Source organism: Cupriavidus sp. SW-Y-13 (assembly GCF_009793345.1).
Classification (GTDB): Bacteria; Pseudomonadota; Gammaproteobacteria; order Burkholderiales; family Burkholderiaceae; genus Cupriavidus.
Map to the genome: position 1 here is coordinate 280,388 of NZ_WHLX01000004.1, position 24,174 is coordinate 304,561.

Annotated in this window: 24 protein-coding genes; 16 read left to right on the forward strand and 8 right to left on the reverse strand. The window is 67.1% G+C overall.

Annotation, left to right across the window (positions count from 1 at the left end):
- Positions 1 to 200: 200 nt before the first annotated feature.
- From GA566_RS33795 to GA566_RS31395, 3 genes are all read right to left on the reverse strand, one after another.
- Positions 201 to 482, reverse strand: coding sequence for an ATP-binding protein (locus GA566_RS33795; protein ID WP_370459392.1), 282 nt, complete (start codon positions 480 to 482; stop codon positions 201 to 203).
- A gap of 273 nt (positions 483 to 755) precedes the next feature.
- On the reverse strand, positions 756 to 1,577 hold the full coding sequence (gene hutG / locus GA566_RS31390) for an N-formylglutamate deformylase (protein ID WP_370459393.1): 822 nt from the start codon (positions 1,575 to 1,577) through the stop codon (positions 756 to 758).
- The gene (locus tag GA566_RS31395) at positions 1,574 to 2,620 is read right to left on the reverse strand and encodes a LysR family transcriptional regulator (protein ID WP_051068961.1); all 1,047 of its coding nucleotides are present in this window, start codon (positions 2,618 to 2,620) and stop codon (positions 1,574 to 1,576) included. The genes hutG and GA566_RS31395 overlap by 4 nt, the downstream gene beginning before the upstream one ends.
- A 179-nt stretch (positions 2,621 to 2,799) precedes the next feature.
- Between GA566_RS31395 and GA566_RS31400 the strand changes: the two genes are divergently transcribed.
- The 5 genes from GA566_RS31400 to GA566_RS31420 are packed head-to-tail and all read left to right on the forward strand — an operon-like array spanning position 2,800 to position 8,073.
- Positions 2,800 to 3,987 carry an FAD-binding oxidoreductase gene (locus GA566_RS31400; RefSeq protein ID WP_017512048.1) on the forward strand — a complete coding sequence of 396 codons (1,188 nt, stop codon included), beginning with the start codon at positions 2,800 to 2,802 and terminating at the stop codon, positions 3,985 to 3,987.
- Between the two features lie 18 nt (positions 3,988 to 4,005).
- Positions 4,006 to 4,770: an electron transfer flavoprotein subunit beta/FixA family protein gene (locus tag GA566_RS31405; RefSeq protein WP_017512047.1), complete on the forward strand. Its 765-nt coding sequence runs from the start codon at positions 4,006 to 4,008 to the stop codon at positions 4,768 to 4,770.
- Positions 4,771 to 4,783: 13 nt separating this feature from the next.
- Positions 4,784 to 5,752, forward strand: a complete 969-nt coding sequence (locus GA566_RS31410; protein ID WP_111733859.1) for an FAD-binding protein — start codon at positions 4,784 to 4,786, stop codon at positions 5,750 to 5,752.
- A 9-nt stretch (positions 5,753 to 5,761) separates the two neighbouring features.
- A complete protein-coding gene (locus GA566_RS31415; protein WP_111733857.1) occupies positions 5,762 to 6,385 on the forward strand; it encodes a HutD family protein in 624 nt (207 codons plus the stop codon).
- Between the two features lie 17 nt (positions 6,386 to 6,402).
- The gene (locus GA566_RS31420) at positions 6,403 to 8,073 is read left to right on the forward strand and encodes an electron transfer flavoprotein-ubiquinone oxidoreductase (RefSeq protein WP_111733855.1); all 1,671 of its coding nucleotides are present in this window, start codon (positions 6,403 to 6,405) and stop codon (positions 8,071 to 8,073) included.
- A 50-nt stretch (positions 8,074 to 8,123) separates the two neighbouring features.
- Here the strand turns inward: GA566_RS31420 and GA566_RS31425 are convergent, their stop codons facing one another.
- Entirely contained in the window at positions 8,124 to 8,735 is a 612-nt protein-coding gene (locus tag GA566_RS31425) for an XRE family transcriptional regulator (protein WP_017513350.1), read from the reverse strand.
- A gap of 198 nt (positions 8,736 to 8,933) precedes the next feature.
- Between GA566_RS31425 and glnT the strand changes: the two genes are divergently transcribed.
- The 4 genes from glnT to GA566_RS31445 are packed head-to-tail and all read left to right on the forward strand — an operon-like array spanning position 8,934 to position 13,301.
- Positions 8,934 to 10,328 (forward strand): type III glutamate--ammonia ligase, encoded by a 1,395-nt coding sequence (gene glnT, locus GA566_RS31430; protein ID WP_017513351.1) that lies wholly within the window; start codon positions 8,934 to 8,936, stop codon positions 10,326 to 10,328.
- 12 nt (positions 10,329 to 10,340) lie between these two features.
- Positions 10,341 to 11,252, forward strand: coding sequence for a hypothetical protein (locus GA566_RS31435; protein ID WP_038316189.1), 912 nt, complete (start codon positions 10,341 to 10,343; stop codon positions 11,250 to 11,252).
- Positions 11,240 to 11,944: a protein glxC gene (locus tag GA566_RS31440; protein ID WP_017513353.1), complete on the forward strand. Its 705-nt coding sequence runs from the start codon at positions 11,240 to 11,242 to the stop codon at positions 11,942 to 11,944. Before GA566_RS31435 ends, GA566_RS31440 begins: the two co-directional genes overlap by 13 nt.
- Before the next feature lies 1 nt (position 11,945).
- Positions 11,946 to 13,301, forward strand: coding sequence for an FMN-binding glutamate synthase family protein (locus GA566_RS31445; RefSeq protein ID WP_017513354.1), 1,356 nt, complete (start codon positions 11,946 to 11,948; stop codon positions 13,299 to 13,301).
- Positions 13,302 to 13,390: 89 nt separating this feature from the next.
- On the opposite strand, the gene GA566_RS31450 is transcribed toward GA566_RS31445, so the two are convergent.
- Genes GA566_RS31450 through GA566_RS31460 form a run of 3 tightly spaced genes read right to left on the reverse strand, consistent with a single transcriptional unit; the run spans position 13,391 to position 15,620 of the window.
- A complete protein-coding gene (locus GA566_RS31450) occupies positions 13,391 to 14,119 on the reverse strand; it encodes a PAS domain-containing protein (RefSeq protein WP_017513355.1) in 729 nt (242 codons plus the stop codon).
- Positions 14,116 to 14,793 carry a response regulator gene (locus GA566_RS31455; RefSeq protein WP_017513356.1) on the reverse strand — a complete coding sequence of 226 codons (678 nt, stop codon included), beginning with the start codon at positions 14,791 to 14,793 and terminating at the stop codon, positions 14,116 to 14,118. The genes GA566_RS31450 and GA566_RS31455 overlap by 4 nt, the downstream gene beginning before the upstream one ends.
- Positions 14,790 to 15,620: a sensor histidine kinase gene (locus GA566_RS31460; protein WP_133258073.1), complete on the reverse strand. Its 831-nt coding sequence runs from the start codon at positions 15,618 to 15,620 to the stop codon at positions 14,790 to 14,792. Before GA566_RS31460 ends, GA566_RS31455 begins: the two co-directional genes overlap by 4 nt.
- A 133-nt stretch (positions 15,621 to 15,753) precedes the next feature.
- Here GA566_RS31460 and GA566_RS33490 point away from each other — a divergent pair, with 133 nt between their 5' ends.
- The 6 genes from GA566_RS33490 (at position 15,754) to GA566_RS31490 (ending at position 21,866) form a co-directional block, all read left to right on the forward strand.
- Positions 15,754 to 16,296, forward strand: a complete 543-nt coding sequence (locus GA566_RS33490; RefSeq protein ID WP_017511439.1) for a dimethylamine monooxygenase subunit DmmA family protein — start codon at positions 15,754 to 15,756, stop codon at positions 16,294 to 16,296.
- Positions 16,293 to 17,240, forward strand: coding sequence for a PDR/VanB family oxidoreductase (locus GA566_RS33495; RefSeq protein WP_017511438.1), 948 nt, complete (start codon positions 16,293 to 16,295; stop codon positions 17,238 to 17,240). Before GA566_RS33490 ends, GA566_RS33495 begins: the two co-directional genes overlap by 4 nt.
- A 9-nt stretch (positions 17,241 to 17,249) precedes the next feature.
- Entirely contained in the window at positions 17,250 to 18,263 is a 1,014-nt protein-coding gene (locus tag GA566_RS31475; RefSeq protein WP_017511437.1) for a DUF3445 domain-containing protein, read from the forward strand.
- A 50-nt stretch (positions 18,264 to 18,313) separates the two neighbouring features.
- The gene (locus GA566_RS31480; RefSeq protein ID WP_017511436.1) at positions 18,314 to 19,444 is read left to right on the forward strand and encodes an aminomethyltransferase family protein; all 1,131 of its coding nucleotides are present in this window, start codon (positions 18,314 to 18,316) and stop codon (positions 19,442 to 19,444) included.
- Between the two features lie 30 nt (positions 19,445 to 19,474).
- A complete protein-coding gene (gene purU, locus GA566_RS31485; RefSeq protein ID WP_017511435.1) occupies positions 19,475 to 20,341 on the forward strand; it encodes a formyltetrahydrofolate deformylase in 867 nt (288 codons plus the stop codon).
- A gap of 190 nt (positions 20,342 to 20,531) precedes the next feature.
- Positions 20,532 to 21,866 (forward strand): ammonium transporter, encoded by a 1,335-nt coding sequence (locus GA566_RS31490; RefSeq protein ID WP_017511434.1) that lies wholly within the window; start codon positions 20,532 to 20,534, stop codon positions 21,864 to 21,866.
- Between the two features lie 124 nt (positions 21,867 to 21,990).
- Here GA566_RS31490 and GA566_RS31495 read toward each other — a convergent pair whose 3' ends face one another.
- Entirely contained in the window at positions 21,991 to 22,941 is a 951-nt protein-coding gene (locus GA566_RS31495; protein ID WP_017511433.1) for a LysR substrate-binding domain-containing protein, read from the reverse strand.
- Between the two features lie 152 nt (positions 22,942 to 23,093).
- Between GA566_RS31495 and GA566_RS31500 the strand changes: the two genes are divergently transcribed.
- A complete protein-coding gene (locus tag GA566_RS31500; protein ID WP_082355044.1) occupies positions 23,094 to 24,158 on the forward strand; it encodes a porin in 1,065 nt (354 codons plus the stop codon).
- The last annotated feature ends 16 nt before the right edge of the window (positions 24,159 to 24,174 follow it).

The window sequence follows — 24,174 nt, forward strand, 5'->3', positions numbered from 1 at the left end:
TCTGCGGCCATATGAGCCGCAGTTCGGTCGACTCAAACCGGCCACCAGCGGTCCTTGGAACGCGCTCGCAGTGGGACATTTGAACGTCGGCTCCGTTCCTGGCAACGGCCAGCCCGGTTTAGCTCGGTGTCGCGCCGTTACGCTAAACTGGCCCGCGCAAAGTTAGGTGGAAACCGCACAAGAGGCTCTCGCGCTGCGCATCACGATGAAACGCCAGGATGGGCAGATAGCGCCGCGGGGCACGTTCGCGCTCGCCCAGAATCGGACGTTGTGTGCTTCGACGATTGATTGGCAGATGGACAACCCATCCCCAGGCCGATGGCTTTGGTCGTGTAGAAAGGTGCGAAAAATCGCTCGGCGTCATGCGGGGAAGAACCTGGCCCCGAATCGCTCACGGCCACGAGCACGCAGCCAGCGTCCGCTTTCCCAATGCTGATCAGCAATTGCCGCACGCCGTCGCTGACGCCGCTCATCACCTCCATCGCGTTGACGAGTTAGTTGAGGAAGACTTGCTGCAACTGGACCCGATCGACTTGAATGTGCGGCAATCCGTCCGCGAGATGCATCCGCACCGAGGCACCGTGGGACTTGTTCGAATACATCGAAGTGTTTTGGGCGACTGGCCCAGCGCCGAGGAGATCCCCATCGGGGCAGCGCGCCGTTAGAAGCTCAATCCGTGCTGAGAGTGTGGGACGGCCGGCAATCGCCGTCCGGCCGCCTTACGCCCCGTGGATCGTCAGACCACCACGAGCCGTTCAGCCTACGTGGCGCAACCAGGCGAGCCCGGCGCCCAGCATGGCCCCGAGCGCCGGCTGGATTCTGCCGGCGAGGTCAGGCCGGTAGTCAAACGGCGCTGTCTCGTTCATATAGAGGCTCTGGCACATCTCCAGTTGGATGGCATGGACACCGTCCGCCGGCACGCCATAGTGCCGGGTGATATAGCCACCCTTGAAGCGCCCGTTAACGACATGCGTCACGCCCGCGGCCGCCGCGGCCGGCAGAGGCGCAAGCACCGCATCGAGCAGTGCCGGCGCGCACGCCGCCCCGGAGTTGGTGCCGAAGTTCAGGTCGGACAACTTGCCCTCGAACAGGCGCGGCAGGACGCTGGCGATCGAGTGCGCTTCCCATAGCAGCACCTGGCCGTGGCAGGCCTTGAGACGGTCCAACTCGGCGCGCAGCGCATCGTGATAGGGCTGCCAGTACGCCGCGCGGCGGCGGGCGATTTCCGCGTCGTCGGGCGCGTGGCCCGGCTGGTAGAGCGGCACGCCGCGGAAGGTCTCGGTCGGGCAGAGGTCGGTGGTGGTCTGCCCCGGGTAGAGGCTCTCGCCAGTCGGCGGCCGGTTCAGGTCGATGGCATAGCGCGAGACGGTCGCGCCCAGTACTGAGGCCCCCAGTTCGCGGGCGAAGCCGTAGAGCTGGTCGAGATGCCAGTCGGTATCGCTGACGATCGCCGCTTCATCGGAAAAGCCAGGGCGGATGGACTCCGGCAGGTGCCGGCCCAGGTGCGGAATGGAAACCAGCAGCGGCGCCGTCCCGCGGTGCAGAGTGAAAAGCGGGTGCGAGGACGAGGACATCATGGTTTCCGCGTGGCAGACTGGTCAGTGGTAAGGATGGCATCGGCCGGCAGGCCGGGCAGCATGGCACGCAGGGCCGGCAGCATGTCGCGCGCCAGCACCGCACGGGTAATGTCCGCAATGTCGTCCGCGATATCGGACCACTCCGCGCCACGGTAAAGCAAGTAAAAGTCCCGCTGACCAAGCCGCGAGCATGGGATCGGCACGACGTCGACCTTGTCGAGCCAGGCACGCGACTGCCATAGGCACAGCGGCGTGCTGACCGCCCAGCCCAGGCCGGCCGCCACCAGGCTCAGTAGCGGGTCGGTGGCGTCGAATTCGAAGCGGCGCGGCGCGTCCACGCCGATATGGCGCAGGAAGCGCTCGACTTGCTGGCCGATCACCGAGCGTTGGGTGTAGCGGATCAGTGGCAGCTCATCCTGCAGGTCACCCAGCCGCTGGCGCAGATCCCGCGCCTCGGCCATCGGCGCCACGGCACTGCCCCTGGGGAAGACGGCAAGCCAGCTTTCCGAGAACAGCAAGCGCTGGGCGATGCGGGCGTCGGCAATCGGCACCTCGGTGCAGATGGCCAGATCGAGTTCGCGCCCAAGCAACTGCGCGTTCAGCCCCGGCGTCAAACCGGACCACAACTGGAGCTGGCGGGCCGTGCCCGACAGGCCGCGCACCAGCGCGGGTCCGAGCGTTGCGGCGAAGGAATCCACGCACCCCAAGCGCAGTTGGGCATGATCCAGTCGCACGCACTTTCGCAACTCTTCCGCCACATTGCGCGCATCGGCCAACAGCTGGTCGGCCATCTCCAGCAGCATGTTGCCGGCCCGCGTGGGCCGCGCCGGGCGCACTTCCCGGTCGAACAGCTGGATGCCGTACTCGCCTTCCAGCGAACGGATCATCTGGCTGACCGCGCTCTGGCTGACGCCCAGCCGCTGCGCCGCCAGCGCCATCGAACCGGATTCGCATACTGCCATGAAGGTCTGGAGGGCATGCAGGTCGGGCAAGACCCGCTCGCGGCGCGTCGCGAGCGGGCTGACGGAGCTTGCGGAAGGCATGGAGGAGGGCATAGGGGCGGATCTGGCCATTGCGTGGGCTTATGCTGAGCGGAAGCGCATGCGCTCGGCAGAACTGAAGCCATTCTAATACTTATCATCTAAATTTCTTCAGTTACCGGCCGCCGTCCGGTCGCTTCGTAGGCTTGCATCCAGTCCAATCCTCACTGCAGGGAGCCTCCATGCAAACCTTCGATGCGATTGTCATCGGTGCCGGCGTGATCGGCAGTTCCGTCGCTTATCACCTCGCCCGCCTGGGCTGCAGCAACGTGCTGGTGCTCGACCGCACGCAGATCGGCGCGGGCACGACTGCGCAGTCCAGCGGCATCCTGCGCACGCACTACTCGGTGATCGAGAACGTGCGCATGGCCCAGGCGTCTTGGAGGGTCTTCAACGACTTCGCCGGCTATCTGGGCGACGAGGAAGCCTCAGCCGGCATGGTCAAGTGCGGTTACCTGATCGCGGCACCGGACGGCGCCAAGCTGGATCCGCTGCGTGCCGCGCTGGATGCCCAGCAGGCGCAGGGCATCCAGGTGCGCCTGCTCGACCGCCAGGAAGCGCAGGCGCTGCTGCCAATCGCCCGCTTCGACGATGCCGGGCTGATCGGCTACGAGCCGGAAGCTGGCTTTGCCGACGCCTATCTGGTCACCACCAGCTTCGCCCGGGCCGCGCGGCGCCTCGGCGTGCGCATCCTGGAAGGCGTGGAAGTCGAACGCCTGCTGCTGGAAAACGGCAAGGTGGCCGGCGTCGAGACGTCGCAGGGCACCTTCCGCGCCAGCACGGTCATCAGCACGCAGAACATCTGGGCTACAGATATCGAGCGCTGGACCGGCATCGCCAGCCCGGTCGTGCCCGAGCGCCACGCCGTGCTCGCACTGGAAGAGGACGCTAACCCGTACACCTTCCAGATGCCGGTCTATAAGGACCTCGGCTCGCCCGGCATGCTCTATTGCCGCAGCTACGGGGGAAAGCAGATGCTGGTCAGCGAAGGCACGGTTGGCGAGACCCTGGCCACACCCGACAACGAACAAGGCGACATCAGCATGGACTACATGGTCGAGGTCGGTACCCAAGTGGCCGAGCGCTTCCCGGCCTACGAGACCGCGGGCGTGGCCTCGACCTGGACCGGCGTGTATGACGTGACGCCGGACTGGAACCCCGTGCTCGGCCGACTGCCGGATGTGCCCGGGCTGGTGGTCGGCTACGGCTTCTCTGGCCACGGCTTCAAGCTCTCGCCGGCGGTCGGTCAGGTACTGGCGCAGGCGGCACTGGGGCTGGAGACCGAGGTCGACATCGCGCCCTATTCACTCGAACGCTTCCGCACCGGCGGGCTGCTGACGGGCAAGTACGGCCTGGGCGCGGTATCCTGAATCGACGGGAGCCCGGTCATGCATATCCTCGTTCCCGTCAAGCGCGTGGTCGACGCCAACGTCAAGGTACGCGTGAAGCGCGATGGCAGTGGCGTCGAGACTGCCGGCGTCAAGCTATCGGTCAATCCGTTCGACGAAGTCGCCCTTGAACAGGCCATCCGGCTGAAGGCGCAGGGCCTTGCCAGCCATGTCACGGCCGTGACGTGCGGCCCCGCAGCCGCGCAGGATGTCCTGCGCACCGCGCTCGCGATGGGTGCGGACGATGCTGTGCTGGTCGAATCGGCCGAAGTAGACGATCCCGGCCCACTCGCCATCGCCCGCTGGCTGCGCGCCATCGTCGCGCAGGAGAATGCCACCCTCGTACTGTGCGGCAAGCAGGCCATCGACGACGACCTCGGCGCCACCGGGCCGATGCTCGCCGCGCTGCTCGACTGGCCGCAGGCGATGTCCGTCAACCAACTCGAGGTGCGGCCGGACAACACCCTGGCCGTGGCCTGCGACGCCGACGGCGGCACCGAGCGCCTAGCCCTGCCGCTGCCGGCCGTGCTGGGCGTCGACTTGCGCCTGTGCGAGCCGCGCCACATCACGCTGCCGGCGCTGATGCGCGCGCGCAAGGCCGCGATCCGCACCGTCCCCGCCACATCGCTGGCCGACGCCGGCACGCCGCCGGTCCGCCCGCGCGCGCTGTTGGAACCGCCGCCGCGCCCGCCCGGCGTCCGTGCCGAAAACTTGCCTGCCCTAATCGAACGGCTGCGCGCCCTGCTCGCGCTGCAGGCCGCCTGACCCGCGAACCGCCATGCCCCCCCTCGCCAACGTCCTCATCCTGGCTGCCCATGACGGGCAGACGCTCGATCCAGCCACGCCGGCCGTGGTCGCAGCCGCCCGCCGGCTAGCCCCGGCCGGCGCCATCCACGTGTTGGTGGCCGGCCTCGATTGTGCCGCCGTTGCCGGCGCGGCTGCGGTCATGCCGGGTGTCGCGCAGGTACTGCTGTCCGATAGCGCCACGCCCAACGCCGAAACCATAGCGCGCCTGTTAGTGGCCGTCGGCAAGGACTACCGCTGGATCGCCGCCGCCCACAGCCTGGCCGCCCGTGCCGCCCTTCCCCGCGCCGCCGCCCTGCTGGACGCGGCCTGGCTCGGCGACGTGACCGCCATCGACGACGGCTGGCTGTACCGCCCCGTCTACGCCGGCGCGGCCATCGCCGAACTGCGCCCCGAAACCGCGGTCACCTGCCTGACCGTGCGCGCCACCGCCTTTGCGGAGCTGGCCGATGCCACGCCGGCCTTGGCCGCTCCGACCGCGCCAGCGCCAATCATCACGCTGCCAGCAGCACCAGCAGATACGCGGAGTACCCTGCTTGGCCGCGAAACGGCCGCCAGCCATCGGCCCGACCTTAGCCACGCGCGGATCGTCGTGGCGGGTGGCCGCGGCGTCGGCTCGGCGGAAGGCATGGCACAGTTCGGCCAGCTCGCAGACCACCTCGGCGCCGCCTTGGGGGCCTCGCGCGCCGCGGTGGACGCAGGTTTCGCTCCCGGCACGGCGCAGGTCGGGCAGACCGGCAAGACCGTCGCGCCTGACATCTATTTCGCGCTGGGCATCTCCGGCGCGATCCAGCATCTCGCCGGCATTAAGGACGCGAAGTGCATCGTCGCCATCAACAAGGATCCGGAAGCCCCCATCTTCCAAGTGGCGGACATCGGCCTGGTGGGCGACCTGTTCGACGCCCTGCCGGCCTTGCAGGCCGCCTTGCGTGGCACGGCCTGAGGAGCAGCCATGCAGATCACCCCCTTTCCGCCTGGCCTGTGCCGTTTTTCGCTTGACGCTCTGACCCCGCAACTCTGGGCCAACGGCTGCGGGCTGACCCGCGAAATCAGCGCCGGCGCGCTCGCCCCCGGCGATGCCCCATGGGACTGGCGCTTCAGCGTGGCCGACATCGGCGGCGCCGGTCCGTTCTCGCGCCTCGATGGCATCGACCGCTGCGCGGCACTGGTGGACGGCGCCGGGCTAGCGCTGGCGTCCACTGACAGCCGTCTGTCCTTCGATGCCGTGGGTGACGTGCGCGCCTTCGCCGGCGAAACGGCCCTCGTGGCGCACCTCGGCGGCGGGCCCGCGCGCCTGTTCAACGCGATGGCCAGGCGCGGCCGTGCGCAAGTGCGGGTCGCCCCCCTGCACGGCCACGCCAGCCTCGTCACGCACCGCAGCCACCATGACGTGCTGGTGGTCGCACGCGGCGAGTTCGAAGTCTCGTTGCGCCAGGGCTACGCCGCGCCGGTCGTCTTACGACTGCAGGCCGGCGAAGGCATCGCGCTGCGCGATATGGCCAGCCTCCTCGACCTGCATGCGCTCGGCCACGACGCCTGCGCTCTCCACGCCACGGCGATGCCGGCGGCACACTGACTTACCGATAGCCTCCCATGTCTCACAACGCATCGAGCGCTGGCCGCGAGGCCATGGCATATGACGTGGTCATCGTCGGCTCCGGCCCTGCCGGCCTGGCAACGGCCATTCGCCTGAAGCAACTGGCACAGGATAAAGGCGGCGACGTCAACGTCTGCGTGCTGGAAAAGGGCTCCGAGCCGGGCGCTCACATCCTGTCTGGCGCGATCATGGATCCGCGCGCTCTTAACGAACTGTTCCCGAACTGGAAGGAGCTTGGCGCGCCGCTGAACCAGCCGGTGACCGAGGACAAATTCCTGTTCCTCAACGAATCTGGCTCCAAGGGCGCCCCGCTGCTGCCCGAGTGCTTCCACAACGAGGGCAACTACATCGTCAGCCTGTCGAACTTCGTGCGCTGGCTGAGCCAGCAGGCCGAGGCGCTGGGTGTGGAGATCTTCCCGGGCTTCCCGGCCGCCGAAGTCCTCTACAACGAGGACGGCTCGGTCAAGGGCGTAGCCACGGGCAACATGGGCCTCAGCAAGGAAGGCGAGGTCACCGACAACTTCCAGCTCGGCATGGAGTTGCACGCCAAGTACACGATCTTCGCGGAAGGTGCGCGCGGCCACCTGGGCAAGCAGGTCATTGCGAAGTTCAAGCTCGACGCCGGCCGCGACCCGCAGAGCTACGGCATCGGCCTGAAGGAACTGTGGGATATCGACCCGGCCAAGCACAAGCCCGGTCTGGTGGTGCACACCGCTGGCTGGCCGCTCGACCCGGCCACCTATGGCGGCTCGTTCCTCTATCACATGGAGGACAAGAAGGTGGCGGTGGGCTTCGTGGTCGGCCTTGACTACGCGAATCCGTGGCTGTCGCCGTTCGAGGAATTCCAGCGCTTCAAGACCCATCCGGAGATCCGCCATTACTTCGAAGGCGGCAAGCGGATCGGCTATGGCGCGCGTGCCATCACCGCCGGCGGCCTGCTGTCGCTGCCGAAGACCGTATTCCCGGGTGGCGCGCTGGTGGGTTGCGACGCTGGTCACCTGAACGCCTCGCGCATCAAGGGCAGCCACGCCGCCATCAAGACCGGCATGCTGGCCGCCGAGGCCGCCTACGACGCGCTGCAGGCCGGCCGTCAGCACGACGAGTTGACCGCCTACCCCGCCGCCTTCGAAGCGAGCTGGCTCCACAAGGAACTGCTTCAGTCCAAGAACTTCAAGCAGTGGTTCAAGAAGGGTCGTGCCACGGCCACGCTGATGACCGGCATCGAGCAGTGGCTGCTGCCGAAGCTCGGCATCCGCAACCCGCCCTGGACCATTCACCGCGAGAAGCCGGATCATGTGTACCTGAAGCCGGCCGCCGAGTGCGAGAAGATCGTCTACCCGAAGCCGGACGGCAAGCTCACGTTCGACCGTCTGTCGTCGGCGTTCATCAGCAACACGAACCACGAAGAAAACCAGCCCGCGCACCTGACGCTCAAGGATGCGAGCGTGCCGGTCAACATCAACTGGGCAAAGTATGCCGGCCCCGAGGCGCGCTACTGCCCCGCCGGCGTGTACGAGTTCGTGCAGAACGATGACGGCAAGGAACGCCTGCAGATCAACGCCCAGAACTGCGTGCACTGCAAGACCTGCGACATCAAAGACCCGACGCAGAACATCGTGTGGGTCACGCCGGAAGGCGGTGGCGGTCCGAACTACGGGGGCATGTAAGCGCCATGCCGGCGATCACGCTCCGCCCCGCTCACCCGCCACAGCGCGGATCAGCCGCCGCTGCGCGGATACACCGTGACCGACAGGAACTGGATGGGGCACTGCGCCAGCCGCTCCGGCCCGTGCGGCACTTCGCCGGGAAACGTAAGCGAGTCGCCGGGCTCCAGCGTGTAGGTCTGCTGGCCGACGCGGTACTCGATCACGCCTTCCAGCATGTAGAGGAATTCCGTGCCCGGATGCTGGAAGGTCGGGTAGCGCTCGGTGTCGTCCTCGATGGTGATAAGGAAAGGCTCGAAGGTCTTGAGCGGACCCTGGTCGTAAGCGAGCAGGTGGTAGGAGTGCCCGCTCTTGGTGCCCCGACGCACCACTTCCATCCCCGCGCCGCGCTTGACGTGCTGGGCCGACGCCGCCGCCGCGTCGTACTTGCTGAACAGCACCGACATCGACACTCCCAGCACGCGCGCGATGCGCGCCAGCGTGTCCATGCCGGCCATCGTGCTGCCGGTTTCGATCTTCGACAGCATACCCCGGCTCAGGCCGGCCTGGTCGGCCACCTGCGCGATGGTCAACCCTTCTCGCTGGCGCAGTTCGCGGATGGCCAGGCCGACCGCTTCTTCCAGCACCGGCGCGGTGCTGACGGGGGAATCAGAGGGGGAGTTCATAGGGTTTTGATTGTCTTCGCTCGGGCATTGCGCGGACTTTACGCCACGCGGACGCACCAAAATGATGATTCACAACAGGCACAAACGTTGCTCTACATGAAACACGATGGATTTCATCACGGATTTCCCCGGAAAGCCAGTCGTATGCCAGGCGCCTCGCAGCGCCCCCAACCACAGAGTCGGTAAGGAGCCAGGTCCATGAAGTCAGAATTAAACGCGCAGTTCACCGCGCCAGCCGGGGCCCTCACGCAGCCCCCGCGCTTCGACACGGTCAAGGAAGCCCAGGATTACCTGCTGGGGCACGGTGTGGGCTACGTGCTCGCCCAGTTCGTCGACATTCACGGCGTGGCCAAGGCCAAGTCGGTGCCGGTGGCCCACCTCAACTCGGTGCTGACCGAAGGCGCGGGCTTTGCCGGCTTTGCCATTTGGGGTGTGGGCATCGAGCCGCACGGTCCGGATTTCATGGCGCGCGGCGACCTCGGCACCATCAGCCTGGTGCCCTGGCAGCCCGGCCTCGCGCGCATCGTCTGCGAGGGCCATGTCGAAGGCCAGCCGTGGAAGTACGACAGCCGAATCGTCCTCAAGCAGCAGATCGCCCGCCTGACCGAGTGCGGGTACACGCTCTATACCGGCCTGGAGCCCGAGTTCTCGCTGCTGCGTCGCGACGACAAGGGCGGCATCGCCCCGTGCGACCCCAGCGACACGCTGGCCAAGCCCTGCTACGACTACAAGGGCCTGTCGCGCACCCGCACCTTCCTGGAACGCCTGTCGAACGACCTGCGCTCGGCCGGCATCGACGTCTACCAGATCGACCATGAAGACGCTAACGGCCAGTTCGAGCTGAACTACACCTACACCGACTGCCTGACCTCCTGCGACCACTTCGTCTTCTTCAAGATGGCCGCCTCGGAGATCGCCAACGAACTGGGCCTAGTCTGCTCCTTCATGCCCAAGCCCTTCGCCAACCGCCCCGGCAACGGCATGCATATGCATATGTCGATCGGCGACGGCGAGCGCAACCTCTTCTCGGACAAGGCCGACGCGCGCGGGCTCGAACTGTCGAAGCTGGCCTATCACTTCCTTGGCGGCCTACTGGCGCACGCCCCGGCGCTGACCGCGCTGTGCGCGCCCACCGTCAACTCCTACAAGCGTCTGGTGGTAGGCCGCTCGCTGACCGGCGCGACCTGGGCGCCGGCCTATATCAGCTACGGCGACAACAACCGCTCCAGCATGGTGCGCATTCCCAAGGGCCGGCTCGAATTGCGCCTGCCGGACGGCGCCGCCAACCCCTACCTGGCCACCGCTGCAGTCATCGCCGCCGGCATGGACGGCATCGAGCGCGAGCTCGACCCCGGCGTGCCGCGCAACACCAACCTCTACGAGTGGAGCGACGCCCAGCTCGCCGACGCTGGCATCGGGCTGCTGCCGCAGAACCTCGGCGCCGCGCTCGATGCCCTCGAAGCCGACTCCGTCGTCACCGGCGCCCTGGGCCCGGTGGCCGCCGAATTCCTGAAACTGAAGCGCATGGAGTGGCTGGAATACCAGCGGCACGTGTCGGAGTGGGAAGTCAGGCAATACCTCGAATTTTTCTGAAAGGACCTCACCATGTGCGGAATTGTTGGACTGTTGATCAAGACCCCGTCCCTGCGCCCCCGGCTCGGAGAACTGATGGTGCCGATGATGATCGGGATGACCGAGCGGGGCCCCGACTCGGCCGGCCTGGCCGTCTTCACGCCGCCGCTGGCTGGCGGCCGCCGCAAGGTGAGCGTCTATGCCGGCTACGCCAAGGACGGCGATGACTATGACTGGGACGCCCTGGTGCAGGCCCTCAACGCCAACCGCGATGCCGGCGCGACGGTCGAGGCCAAGGGCGGCAACCACGGCATCGTCGCCTTCAGCGGCGAGCCGGAGGACATCAAGGCTTGGCTGAAGGACTACGAGCCGGCGCTCAAGGTCTTCTCGGCCGGCAAGAGCATCGATCTCTACAAGGACATCGGCACGCCCGCCGAAGTCGCCACGCGCTACCAGTTCGCCGGCTTCGAAGGCAGCCACCTGGTGGGCCACACCCGCATGGCGACGGAATCCGCCGTGACGCCCGACCGTGCCCACCCGTTCACCGCCGGCGAGGACTTCTGCCTGGTACACAACGGCTCGCTGTCGAACCCCAACGGCATCCGCCGCATGCTGGCGCCCTACGGCATCGAATTCGATACCGACAACGACACCGAGGCCGCCACGCGTTTCCTCGAATGGCGCCTGCGCGAAGGTGACTCGCTCAAGGACGCTCTGCAGAAAGGCTTTGAAGTGCTGGACGGCTTCTACACCTTCCTGATGGGCACGCCTAACGAGCTCGCACTGATCCGCGACCCATTTGCCTGCAAGCCGGCCGTCGTCGCCGAGACCGACGACTACGTGGCAATTGCCTCCGAGTTCCGCTCGCTGGCCCACCTGCCGGGCGTGCGCCACGCCCATGTTTTCGAACCTGCCCCCGAGGAGATGTACGTATGGAAAGCGTGAAAGCTCCCATGAAATTCGACCTGGCCGTCACGCCTCTGCGCGAAGTGAACCAGTTCCTGCACAAGGAAGCGCCGGCCACGCCCGGCCTGCAGGTGAAGATCGAAAATCCAAACGGCGCGCATGCCATCGCGGCGGGCATGAACGCACCGCTGGACGTCACCATCGAAGGCCATGCCGGCTACTACGCGGCCGGCATGAACCACGGTGCAAGCGTCACCATCAACGGCAGCGCCGGCACCGGCGTGGCCGAGAACATGATGAGCGGCAAGGTCCACGTGAAGGGCTTTGCCTCGAACGCCGCGGGCGCCACCGCACAGGGCGGCCTGCTGGTTATCGACGGCGATGCCGGCCTGCGCTGCGCCATTTCCCTTAAGGGGGCGGACGTGGTGGTCGGCGGCTCGGTCGGCAGCTTCTCGGCCTTCATGGCGCAGGCCGGCAACCTGGTGGTGCTGGGCGACGCCGGCGAGGCGCTGGGCGACTCGCTCTACGAAGCCAACATCTACGTGCGTGGCACGGTCAAGAGCCTGGGCGCCGACTGCGAGGAAAAGCCGATGGGCGCGGCCGAGCGCGAGGTGCTCGCCGGCCTGCTGGCTCGCGCCGGCCACTTGGACGTCGATCCGTTCTCCTTCAAGCGCTACGGTTCAGCGCGCACGCTTTACAACTTCCATGTCGACAACGCAGGAGCTTACTGAGATGAACGCCCCCACCGTCCTCCACGAACTGGAACTCGGCGCCACACAGACGCCCCCGCGCTTCTCGGCCACCTTCGATCCGGGCACCATGGCGGAAATCCGTCGCGCCGCGGCCACCGGCATCTATGACATCCGCGGCGGCGGTACCAAGCGCAAGCTGCCGCACTTCGACGACCTGCTGTTCCTCGGCGCCTCGGTCAGCCGCTATCCGCTGGAAGGCTATCGCGAGAAGTGCGGCACGGACGTAGTGCTCGGCGCGCGCTTCGCCAAGAAGCCGATCCACCTGAAGACGCCCATCACTATCGCCGGCATGAGCTTCGGCGCGCTATCGGCGCAGGCCAAGGAAGCGCTCGGCCGCGGCGCCACCATCGTCGGCACCAGCACCACCACCGGCGACGGCGGCATGACACCGGAAGAACGCGGCCAATCGCAGACGCTGGTCTACCAGTATCTGCCCTCGCGCTACGGCATGAACCCGGACGACCTGCGCAAGGCCGATGCCATCGAAGTGGTGATCGGCCAGGGCGCCAAACCAGGCGGCGGCGGCATGCTGCTGGGCCAGAAGATCAGCCCACGCGTGGCCAAGATGCGCTGCCTGCCGGAAGGCATCGACCAGCGCTCGGCCTGCCGCCATCCGGACTGGACGGGCCCGGACGACCTTGAGATCAAGATCCTCGAACTGCGCGAGATCACCGATTGGGAAAAGCCGATCTACGTGAAGGTCGGCGCCACCCGGCCGTACTACGACGTGGCTCTCGCCGTAAAGGCAGGTGCCGACGTGGTGGTGCTGGACGGCATGCAGGGCGGCACGGCCGCAACGCAGGAGGTGTTCATCGAGCACGTGGGCATACCCATCCTGGCCGCCATCCGCCCCGCCGTGAAGGCGCTGCAGGACCTGGGCATGCACCGCAAGGTGCAGCTGATCGTGTCAGGTGGCATCCGCAACGGTGCGGATGTGGCCAAGGCGCTGGCGCTCGGTGCCGACGCCGTCGCCATCGGCACTGCCGCGCTGGTGGCGCTCGGCGACAACGACCCACGCTACGCCGCCGAGTACCACAAGCTCGGTACCGTGCCTGGTGCCTATGACGACTGGCACGAAGGCAAGGACCCGGCCGGCATCACCACACAGGACCCAGCCCTGTCGTCACGCCTGGACCCGGTGCAGGCCGGCCGCCGGCTGGCCAACTACCTGTCGGTGATGACGATGGAAGCGCAGATTATCGCGCGCGCCTGCGGCAAGTCGCACCTGCACAACCTGGAGCCGGAAGACCTCGCCGCGCTGACTGTGGACGCGGCGGCGATGACGCAAGTGCCGTTGGCCGGCACCAGCTGGTACCCGGGTCAGGGCGGGTATTGAGCGCGACGGGCGGAACAGGGTTGCCTGTTTCGCCCGGTCAGGCCGTGGGGATGGGTCGGATGGACCAGCAGCCGCGCCCTGCCGCCCCGTCAGGGCCGCAATTGCGACAGGCGCTCGAACAGGCCCTCCGGCACCTCCAGCATCACGCCTTCGATTCCCAGCACTTCCCCCGAGTCCGAGAAGACCCCCTGCCCGCGCTCGAAGATGCAGCGTTGCCCACCGTTTGCCGCGCGGATCCGGTAGGCCAGCGTGTAGGGCCGGCGCAGTTGCAAGGCAGTCTGCACCGTACCCCAGACGTAGTCCGCATCTTCTTGGGCGATCAAATCGCTGTAGGCCAGCGCGCGATTGTTGCGCAGCGCTTCCGCCTGATAGCCCGTCATGCCGAGCGCGCCGCGGCTGACGATTTCCATGGTCCAATCCCGGTCGTTGCGGCCGCGGTAGACCAGCCCAGGCACCCCGTCGAGCAGATTGCGCAGACTCTGCGCCCCGGCCTGCAGGGCTGACAGCTCGCGGCGGCGCTGCGTCGCGTCGCGCGCGGTGATCCAGGCAGTACCGCCGCGCCAGTGCAGGTCGATATCCAGCCACAGCAAGGTGCCGGCCTCGCTGATGAAACGCAGGCAGCCCGACCACTCCAGGTGCGCGTCCAGCACGCCTTGCCACGTCGGCCTGTCTTCGGGATGCACCCGTTCCGCCACGGCCGGCCCGCAGCTCACCAGCAGGCGCCAGGCTGCGTTGCTCGCCAGCAGCCGCCCATCGCAGCCGAGGCGGGCGGCTGCCAGCGGGAGGGCGTCCAGGTCAAATTCCGCGTCGGCAGTCATCGCCAGGCCCCCGCTGGCCGGTACGCCTGCACCGGCACCCCGCCGGCAGTACGGTACGCCCAGGCGGCCAGTTCCAGCCGCGAGCGCAGCCGCAGCTTGCGCAGCAGGTTCTTCACATAGATCTTAACCGTGCCATCGCTGATACCTAACTCGCGCGCGATCTGCTTGTTGCTCATGCCCTGCGCGATCAGCCCCAGCGTCTGCGCCTCGCGCGCGCTCAGCAGGACATCTGGCTCCGGTGCGGCCCCCGCGGCCTTGCCGTCGTCCTGCGCCAGCAGGCGGATCATCTCGTCGGTCAGCACCACGTTGCCGCCATTGCAGCGACGCACGTAGCCGACCAGCTCGTCCGGCTCGGTCTCCTTGAGCAGGTACCCGTTGGCGCCTAGGCGCAGGGCTTCGACCAGCTCGTCGCGCACCAGCGACGCCGTCAGCACAATGACTCGGGCGTCCAGCCCTATCTGGCGCACTTCGTCCAGCACCTGCATGCCGCCGAGGCCGGGCATGTGGAGATCGAGCAGGATCAGGCCGGGCTGCAGGGTGCGGGCCATCTCCACGCCCTGCCGGCCGGCAGCGGCCTCGCCGAGGACGGTGAAGTCATCGCAGCCGTCGAGCATCATGCGCAGGCCTTTGCGGAACAAGGGATGGTCGTCGATCAGCAGGAGTCCGGTGGTCATGGGCTTCCTTCGCCGTCCGGCAGATGAAGCACGATGCGCGTGCCGCCGCCCGGCGCAGTCTCCACGCTCAGCGCGGCGCCGATGGTGCGGGCACGCTCGCGCATGATCGCCAGCCCGTAGTGCCCGGCCTCCCCACCGTCCACGGACGCCGCCAGCACGGCGGCCGGGACACCGATACCGTCGTCCTCGATGACGATCTGCGCGCCGCCGCTGCCCCGCCCCCGCAATGCCACGCGCGCCGAACGCGCACGCGAGTGCCGCACGACGTTCGCCAGCGCCTCGCGCACGATCTGCAGCAGATGCAGTTCGCACGCCGGCGCAACGTGGCCTTCATCCAGCCGGTTGTCGAGTTCGAACACGATGCTGCTGCGGCGCGAGAACTCGGCCACGGCGTCACCCACCGCGGTACGCAGCGAGCTCCCCTGCATGCCGACCCGGGCGCCGAGGATCAGTTCGCGCACCTGCTTCTGCACGCGGCCCAGCACGCTGCGCAGTTCCCTAAGCGAGGCGCTCGCCTCGGCCGGACGGGCCAGAAGGCCTTCGACATGCCGCGCCTGAAAGCTGAGAAAGCCCAGTTGCTGCGCGATGGAATCATGGAGTTCATGCGCGAGCGCCTCGAAGCGGGCGATCGCCGGGTCCCCTGCCCCGGGCTGGCGCGCCGCGCCCCGCGCCGGGGCATCTGCGCCGGGCGAGCGCACAGCCCTCACCCGGCGCCGGCTGGCGGCGCGGCGCACCGGCACGGGGCGCAAGGCTGGCCGCTGCGGGCGGCCACTGGAGTCGTTGGGCATGGGCAGAGAGCCGGCGCAGGTGTCAGGTGGATCTATCACGGCCTGTGGCGGCCGCAACAAGCATGCCAGCCGCGCCTATCTCCTTCGGGGTATGCCATCGTCGTGATTGAGCGGCAGCGGCCGATTGCCACAACATGGACCTGTCCCCGCCAGGGGTTGACTGGAGTCCGACATGGAACCGCCGCGCAGCCTTCCCGCCCACTTCCCGCACAGCCTCCCCCGCTATGCGCCGCTGGCCACGCAGGACAGCGCCCAGCACCATCTGCTCGTCGTCGCCACTGCCGAGCCAGACGCAATGAGCATCCTGCCAGCCCTCGCCGGCGACCTCACCGGCCGCCACACACTGCTGCTGCAAGGCGGAGAAGACGACGGTGCCGCCCGCACGCTCGATCACGCCCTGGCCGCAGCACTCGACCAGGCACCGGCCGGCACCCATCTCTACCTGACCGGGCCCGAGCCGCGCATCTGGGCCCTGTGGAACGTGGCGCGCAGCGCCGGCCTGGCCCCCGACGCCATCCAGCTGGCACCAACCAGGCGGCACCTGCGCCAGGTGTACTGCGTCCACTGCGCACGGCAACATCTCGCACCGGCCGCCGAAGCCCTGACGGACTGCCCGCACTGCGGTGTCGCGCTGGGCGTGCGGCAACACTTCTCACGCCGGCTCGGCGCCTATCTGGGCGTAGCCGCACGCGCCGAGCAAGGAGGCCAGCCGTGAACCCTTTGCATGTGAGAGTCACGCGCGTTACGACGCTGACGCCCGTGGTCAAGGAATACCTGCTTTGCAGCGATTGCGGCAATCTGCCTGCCTTCTCGGCCGGCAGCCATGTCCGGGTCACCATCCCGGACGGCAACGCCACTATCACCAATGCCTACTCGCTGAGCGCCGCCACGGATCCGACCACCGGTGCGCCCGCCTACCGTATCGCCGTGCGGCTGCAGCCGGATTCGCGCGGCGGCTCACGCGCCCTCCACCAGCAGGTACGCGCTGGAGACGTCCTCCGCATCTCGCCGCCCGCCAACCTGTTTCCGCTTCACTCGCAGGCGCGCCACCACCTGCTGGTCGCGGGCGGGATCGGCATCACGCCGTTCCTCGCCTATGCTGACGCACTGGAGGCCACGGGCGCCAGCTTTACGCTGCACTACGCCGGCCGCCCCGGGCAGACCGACGCCTATGCCGGTGCCCTGCGCGAGCGGCTGGGCGAGCGCTTCCATGGCTACAGCGGCGCGCCCGGCGACCGCCTCGACGTGCCAACACTGCTCGCTGGCCAGCGCGCGGGCACCCATGTCTACACGTGTGGGCCGGCAAGCCTGATCGACGGCGTCGCGGCCGCGGCGCGTGCGCTGGGATGGCCGGCGTCATCGGTCCATGCCGAAGCCTTCGCGGCGGCAAAGCCCGGGGCGCCGTTCCGCGTCGAGCTGCGCCGCTCCGGCACGGCCATCGACGTGCCGTCTTCGCGCAGCCTGCTGGAAGCGCTGGAGCAGGCCGGCATCGCCGTGCCCAACCTCTGCCGCGGCGGCGTGTGCGGACAGTGCGCGCTGCCCTATGCCGGCGGTGACGTCGAGCACCGCGACCACTTCCTCGCCCCCGGCGATCGCCTGCAGTTCCTGATGCCCTGCGTATCGCGCGGCTGCGGCACGCCCATCTTCCTCGACCTCTGAGCTTCCGCCATGACCGCCCGCAGCCCTGCGCTCGAAACCTTCCGCGACGACTTCACCTACCGCAACAGCCCGGCCGCCATCGCCCGCTTCCCGTTCCCGTTCCCCGAAGACCGCTACATGTACTCGGTCAACATCGAGCCTGCCACGCGCAAAGCGCATGGCTCGGTGTTCGCCAACTGGTTCGACATCGACGAGCACTACGCCGGGGAAATGGCCGAGCGCGACCAGGCCCTTCGCAACGATCCACGCCGCGCACTGGTCATGCCCCACATGGCGACCGCCGCATGGGATGCGCTCGAGCTCTACATGGAAACGCTGAGCGCCGACTACCCCGAGCACTTCACGCTGACCCGCGACGGGGACCGCTGGCACTGGCAGAACCGCCTGCTCGGCACCGCGCACGACTTCGTCTTCGGCCAGGCCGGCACGCTGCCGTGCGACCCGCTCGAATTCATCGCCCGCCAGGTGCAGGGCGACATCGCCCTGCTCGACCAGCGTGACGGGGACCTTTTCATGGACGCAGGGGTCGTGACAGGTCCGGCGGACTGGTCGCTGGCCTTCGATGCCGGCATGAGTTTCAAACAGTGGCACGCACCGGTTCCGATGGCCCACGAACTCGGTGTGTTCGACCGAGCACTCAAGTACCTGCTGAACATCCGTTCCAGCGAGCCGGTTCGGCGGCTGAACTGGACGCTCACCATCAACCCGCGCCTAGACACCTCGCCCGAGACCTACCACCTGTGGGGTGCAGACCGCGCCTCTGTCACGCCGGAGAACGCCGGCCGCAAGGTCCACCTGCGCGTCGAGCTGCAGATGATGGTGCGCCTGCCGCGCAGCAACGCGCTGCTGTTCAGTATCCGTACCTACCTTGCCAGCATGGAGGAACTGGTCACCCGGCCGGGCTGGGGCCAGCGGCTGCACCGCGTGCTGCGCGACCTGCCCGCGCCCATCGTCGAATACAAGGGCATGGCCAACTACCGCGAAGCGCTACTGGCATGGCTCGCGCCCTATGACCCCGTCTGATCTCCCCGCGCATTTTCCCAGGCACCGCCTGTCCGACAAGGAGCACTGCTATGTCCACTAGCTGGCGTATTTCCGCCCTCGCCGACCGCCACCGCGCCCTCGGCTCCCGACTGGAAGATTGGAACGGCATGGGCACCGCCTGGACCTACTCCAGCGACCTCGCCGACCACCACGAAACCATCCGCACCCGCGCGGGGCTAATGGACGTCTCCGGCCTGAAGAAGGTCCACTACGTTGGCCCGCATGCCGAGAGCCTGCTCGACTTCGCCACCACGCGCGACATGTCCAAGGTCTATCCCGGCAAATCGGTCTACGCCACCATGCTCGACGAGCGCGGCAAGTTCGTCGACGACTGTGTGGTCTACCGCACCGGCCCCAATGCTTTCATGGTGGTACATGGAGCCGGCGCTGGGCTGGACATGCTGACGCGCGGCGCCCAGGGCAAGCAGGTCGCCATCCAGTTCGACGACGACCTGCATGACCTCTCGCTGCAAGGCCCCGCAGCGGTCGACTTCCTGGCCGAGCACGTTCCCGGCATCCGCGACCTGCCCTATTTCCACCACATGCAGACGCGCCTGTTCGGCCGGCCCGTGATGCTCTCGCGCACGGGCTATACCGGTGAGCGCGGCTACGAAATCTTTTGCAAGGCCGCCGACGCGCCCGCCCTGTGGGACACCATCCTCGACCAGGGTGCGCCGTTCGGTATCGCCCCCTGCGCTTTCACGGCGCTGGACTGGCTACGCGTGGAAAGTTACCTGCTGTTCTACCCCTACGACAACTCCGAGATGTACCCCTTCGTCGGCGAGGTCGCAGGCGACACCCTGTGGGAACTCGGGCTCGACTTTACCGTCTCGCCCGGCAAGACCGCCTTCCGCGGCGCCGGCGAGCATTTCCGCCTGCAAGGTCACGAGCGCTTCCGCATCTATGGCGTCGCGGTCGACGCCGGGCGCGCTGCCGCCAGCGGCGACACGCTCTGGCGCGACGGCCGACAGGTGGGCGTCATCACCTGTGCCATGTACTCCCGCCTGACCGGCCGCTCGCTCGCCATCGCCCGCATGGACACCCCTTGCGCCAGGCCCGGCACCCCGCTGGAAGTGCGCGGGAGCCTGCAGGCCAGCGCCACCGCCGAGCTCATGCCGTTTGACGACCCGACCAAGAGCAAGCGGATGGCCAAAGGCTGACCGCACTCCTCTCCCCAGCCCCGCGAAAACATGGATACTTCCCCCAACCACTACGTCATCAAGATCAGCTGCGAAGCCACCTCGGGCATCGTGGCCGCCGTCACCGCATGCCTGGCCGAGTACGACTGCTACATCACCGAGCTGTCGCAGTTCGACGACGAGGACACCGGCCGCTTCTTCCTGCGCGGCGTGTTCCGATTTAACGACCCCAGGCGCGAAGACATCGGTGCGCTCGGCCGGGGCTTCACGCCTGTGGCGGAGCGCTTCGGCATGCAATGGCAGCTGTTCAGCGCCGCCAAGCCCATGCGGTTGCTGCTAATGGTCAGCAAGTTCGACCACTGCCTGGCCGACCTGCTCTACCGCCGCAACAAGGGCGAGCTCGACATGGAAATCACGGCGGTGGTATCCAACCATCTCGACCTGCGGCCGATGGCGGAGCGCGAAGGGATCCGCTTCATCTACCTGCCGGTAACCCGCGACAACAAGGCCGCGCAGGAGGCGGAACTGCTGCGGCTGGTCGACGAGACAGGCACCGAACTGGTGGTGCTCGCGCGCTACATGCAGGTGCTGTCCGACACCCTGTGCCGCAAGTTGGAAGGCCGCGCCATCAATATCCACCACTCCTTCCTGCCCGGCTTTAAGGGCGCGCGGCCCTACCACCAGGCCCATGCGCGCGGCGTGAAGCTGATCGGCGCAACCGCGCACTATGTGACGGCCGACCTCGACGAAGGGCCGATCATCGAGCAGGAAGTGCAGCGGGTGAACCACGGCTATACGGCCGAGGAACTGGTAGCCGTCGGCCGCGCCACCGAGACCATGGCGCTGGCCCGGGCCGTGAAGTACCACGTGGAACACCGAGTCTTTCTAAACCGGGACAAGACCGTCGTATTCGTCTGACCCCCCGGCAGCGCGCACCACCGGCAGGCATAACCCCAGGGTTGGTGCGCCAGCTGCAGCCTGGCTTCAGCTAAGCGCGCGCCGTCACCTCAGCTACCGGCCTCACCGCCACACCGGCACTGGCACACGGCTTGCACTACCCGGGAGCCCGGCCTCCAGTGCCAGGATCACGCCAATTTCAGGAGAAATCATGGGATCTTCGATTCGTTCCAGCCTGCGCCATGCAGCCCTCGGGCTATTGAGCGCGACGCTCTGGCTGCCGGCACATGCGGCAGATACCGCTGCAGCCGCCTCGAAACTGAACACCGGTGACACCGCTTACCTGGTCACTTGCTCGCTGGTTGTGCTGCTGATGACCTTGCCCGGCCTGGCACTGTTTTACGGCGGCCTGGCCCGCACCAAGAACGTAATATCGGTGCTGACCCAGGTCTTCGCCGTGGCCTCGATGATCTCCGTGTTGTGGGCGCTCTACGGCTATACCTTCGCCTTCGACGACGGCGGCTCGCTGCAGGCCTGGATCGGCGGCACCTCCAAGCTCTTCCTGCACGGAGTGACGCAGGACGCCATGCGCGACACCGTGCCCGAGCTCCTGTTCTTCCTCTTCATGCTGATGTTCGCCGCCATCACGCCGACCATCATCGTCGGCGCCTTTGCGGAACGCATCCGCTTCTCCGCCGTACTGGTCTTCATGGCGGTATGGTTCACCATCAACTACGTGCCCATGGCACACATCGCCTGGGGCGGCGGCTGGATGCTCACTCTCGGCGTACAGGACTTTGCGGGGGGCAATGTCATCCACATCAACGCCGGCATCGCCTCGCTCGTGGCGGCATGGATGGTCGGCCCGCGCCATGGCTACGGCACGGCCGCCATGGCCCCGCACAACATGACCATGACCATGACCGGCGGCTCCATGCTGTGGGTCGGCTGGCTGGGATTCTGCGGCGGCTGTGCCCTGCTAGCCAACGGCTTCGCAGTCCTCGTCATCGTCAATACGATGCTCGCGGCTGCCACCGGCGCACTGTCCTGGATGCTGCTGGAGTGGAAGCATCGCGGCAAGCCGAGCCTACTCGGCGTAGTGTCCGGCGCGGTCGCCGGGCTGGTGGCCATCACGCCGGCATGCGGCTTTGTCGGACCGATGGGTGCCCTGGTGATTGGTCTGCTGGTTTCGCCCTGCTGCATCCTGGCTATCGAGAAGTTCAAGCCGATGCTCGGGCTCGACGATTCCTTCGATGTATTCGGCGTCCACGGTGTCGGCGGGCTGGTCGGCGGCGTGCTGACGACGGTCTTCGCCCTGCCCGCTCTCGGTGGCCTCGGCTTCGCGGAAGGCCGGAGCTTCGCTACGCAGATGCTGATCCAAGTCGGCGCCATGGCCTTCAGCGTCATCTTTTCAATCCTGACCAGTTGGATCTCGTTCCGGGTGGCCGCGGTGCTGTGCGGCGGCCTGCGGGTCGACCATGCGCATGAGTCCGACGGACTGGACCTCGCTTCGCACGGCGAATCTGGCTACAAGTTCCTCCCGTAGTCCGAAGAGCGCCTTCGATTCGCTATGCGGGGATATCCCATAGCGATTCGACCCTTGCGCAGCATGCCAGGCAAACGCTGCTCGCGTTCGTCCAGTTCAGCGACAAGGCTAGCGATTCACGTGTTCAGCACACCTCGACCATACTGAAGATGCGCCGCGTGGCGGGTTCGCTCGATGTGGCCAGCTCACGCGAGATGCGATGGAATGTATCGAGGAACGCGAGCGCGGGCCCGTGCAGGGGCTCGTAGCGTCGCGTGATGAGGCAGGTGCCAGACTCGGGCATCGCCTCGTCGAGATTGAGCGCGACGAATCGGTCCCGCATGTCGGGCGTCTCGATCAGCGGCCACGGCACGACGGTCAACATGTCAGTGGAACGCACGATGGCCAGCGCCGCCTGGACGGAGCGCGCCGCATGGGCGCGGACTACGCGTGCCTCTCTGGGCTGTTCGATCAGCTTCCTGAGCGCCGGCGAGAAGCGGTCAATCGGTCGGCTCAACAACCAGTCGTACTCGCGCAGTTCCGACAGCCGCCTGGCCGAGGCCGCGGGGTGGCCCTGCCGGCAGACCACCGCGAACGAATAGCTGAACAGGAGCCGGCTGTCTAGCGCGCGATCCTGCGCAGCATCGGGTTGCGGACCGAACGCGAAGTCAAGATCGCCGCTGCGCACCTCGCGATATTCGTCGCCGAGATGCTCGCCCACCACGAGCCGCACGTCGGGATGATGCAGCCGGAAGTCCTTCACAACCTGCGGCAGCACGGCATGCATCAACCATGGGGTGACACAGGCGCGAACCGAGCCTCCGCCTCGCGTGGACAGATTCATCACATCTTCACCAGCACGGTGCAACTGACCCAGAATCAGGCGGGCATGGGCCAGCAACGTGTTGCCGGCATCGGTCAGGTTCGCGCCATCGGCCACGCGTTCGAGGAGCGCGGCTTGCAGTTCGGTCTCGAGTTCGAGAATCGCCTTGCTGACGGCAGCAGCGGAACGGCCGAGCGCGACGGAGGCCCTGCGGACGCCGCCGTTGTCGGCGATCGCCACGAGGCACTCGAGTTGATGCAGTTTGAGACTCAAGATACCTCATTCCCCGTTTTGGGGCCGTCCGTCATATCGATGGTCCCCACAAATAAGTGTCAATCTTAGGTTGACACGATGGCGATGTCGATCTTTTTTTTCCTAGGCGTGCTCTCTACCATGCGGGCATCTCGAGACCAACCCAGCGAACGATGTCCCACAAACGATTGAACGGGCGCGAATCCTCTCAGTGCGCCCGTGCGGCACTGCTTTCCATTTCCATGCTTGCGGCCGCCGCCTCGCCCGCGATGGCCACGGGCGTGCAGCTATACGGCGCAGTCGACAGCTACATAAGCTTCGATTCCGGTGGCCGTGGCAGTTCGTGGCAGATGGGCAGCGGCGCAGGATCGACGTCGCGCTTCGGCATGTTCGGCACCGAAGATCTCGGTGGCGGCTGGTCCACCGGTTTCCGGCTCGAATCGGGCTTCAACACGGACACAGGCGCGCTGCAGCAACAGAACACGCTGTTCAATCGCGAGTCGAATGTGTGGCTAAGTTCTCGCCAGTACGGCACGGTGAAGCTCGGGCGGCAGTTTCCGACCATCTTTTCGTTGTCCTCGCAGGTCGATCCGTTCGCACTGACCAAGCTGTCGATAATGGCCGGACTCGCCTATTCCACGCAGGGCCTCGGCGGCGACGCCACCGCGATTGATTCGCGCGTGCCGGATGCCATCAGCTATATCACGCCCAATCTAGGTGGTTTCTCTGCTCAGGCGCTGTACGGATTCAGCACCGCGTCGGCTTCGGGTATGCCCGCTCACTTCACGGGCTGGCTCGCGCAGTACGAGAACAAGGATCTGTATGCTGGGCTCTCGTTCAATACCGTGCGCAACACGCAGTCCGAATCGACCGATCACTACGGTGCGGGCATGGCGTACCGAATCGGCCCGCATTCGCTGTCATTGGCCTACAACCGCATCGTGCCGAAGGCGGCCGGCGGCCGCGTGGCCAACACATATCTGCTGGGCGCCACGCTGCCGTTCGGCGTACACGTGATCAAGGTGTCGCTGCTCGAACGCGTGGTGGCGGGGGGCAACAACCACGCCACCGGCGCGCTGCTCGGCTACGAGTACCTGCTTTCGCCCCGGACGGCGCTGTACTCGCGCGTGGCCTATATCGCCAACGGCGGCGCCTCGGCACTGACGCTCGACAGCGCCGTGACGAGCCCAGGCCGGGACGTGCTCGTCACGGCGATGGGCATGACGCATCGGTTCTGATGGTCGCGCGCGACCG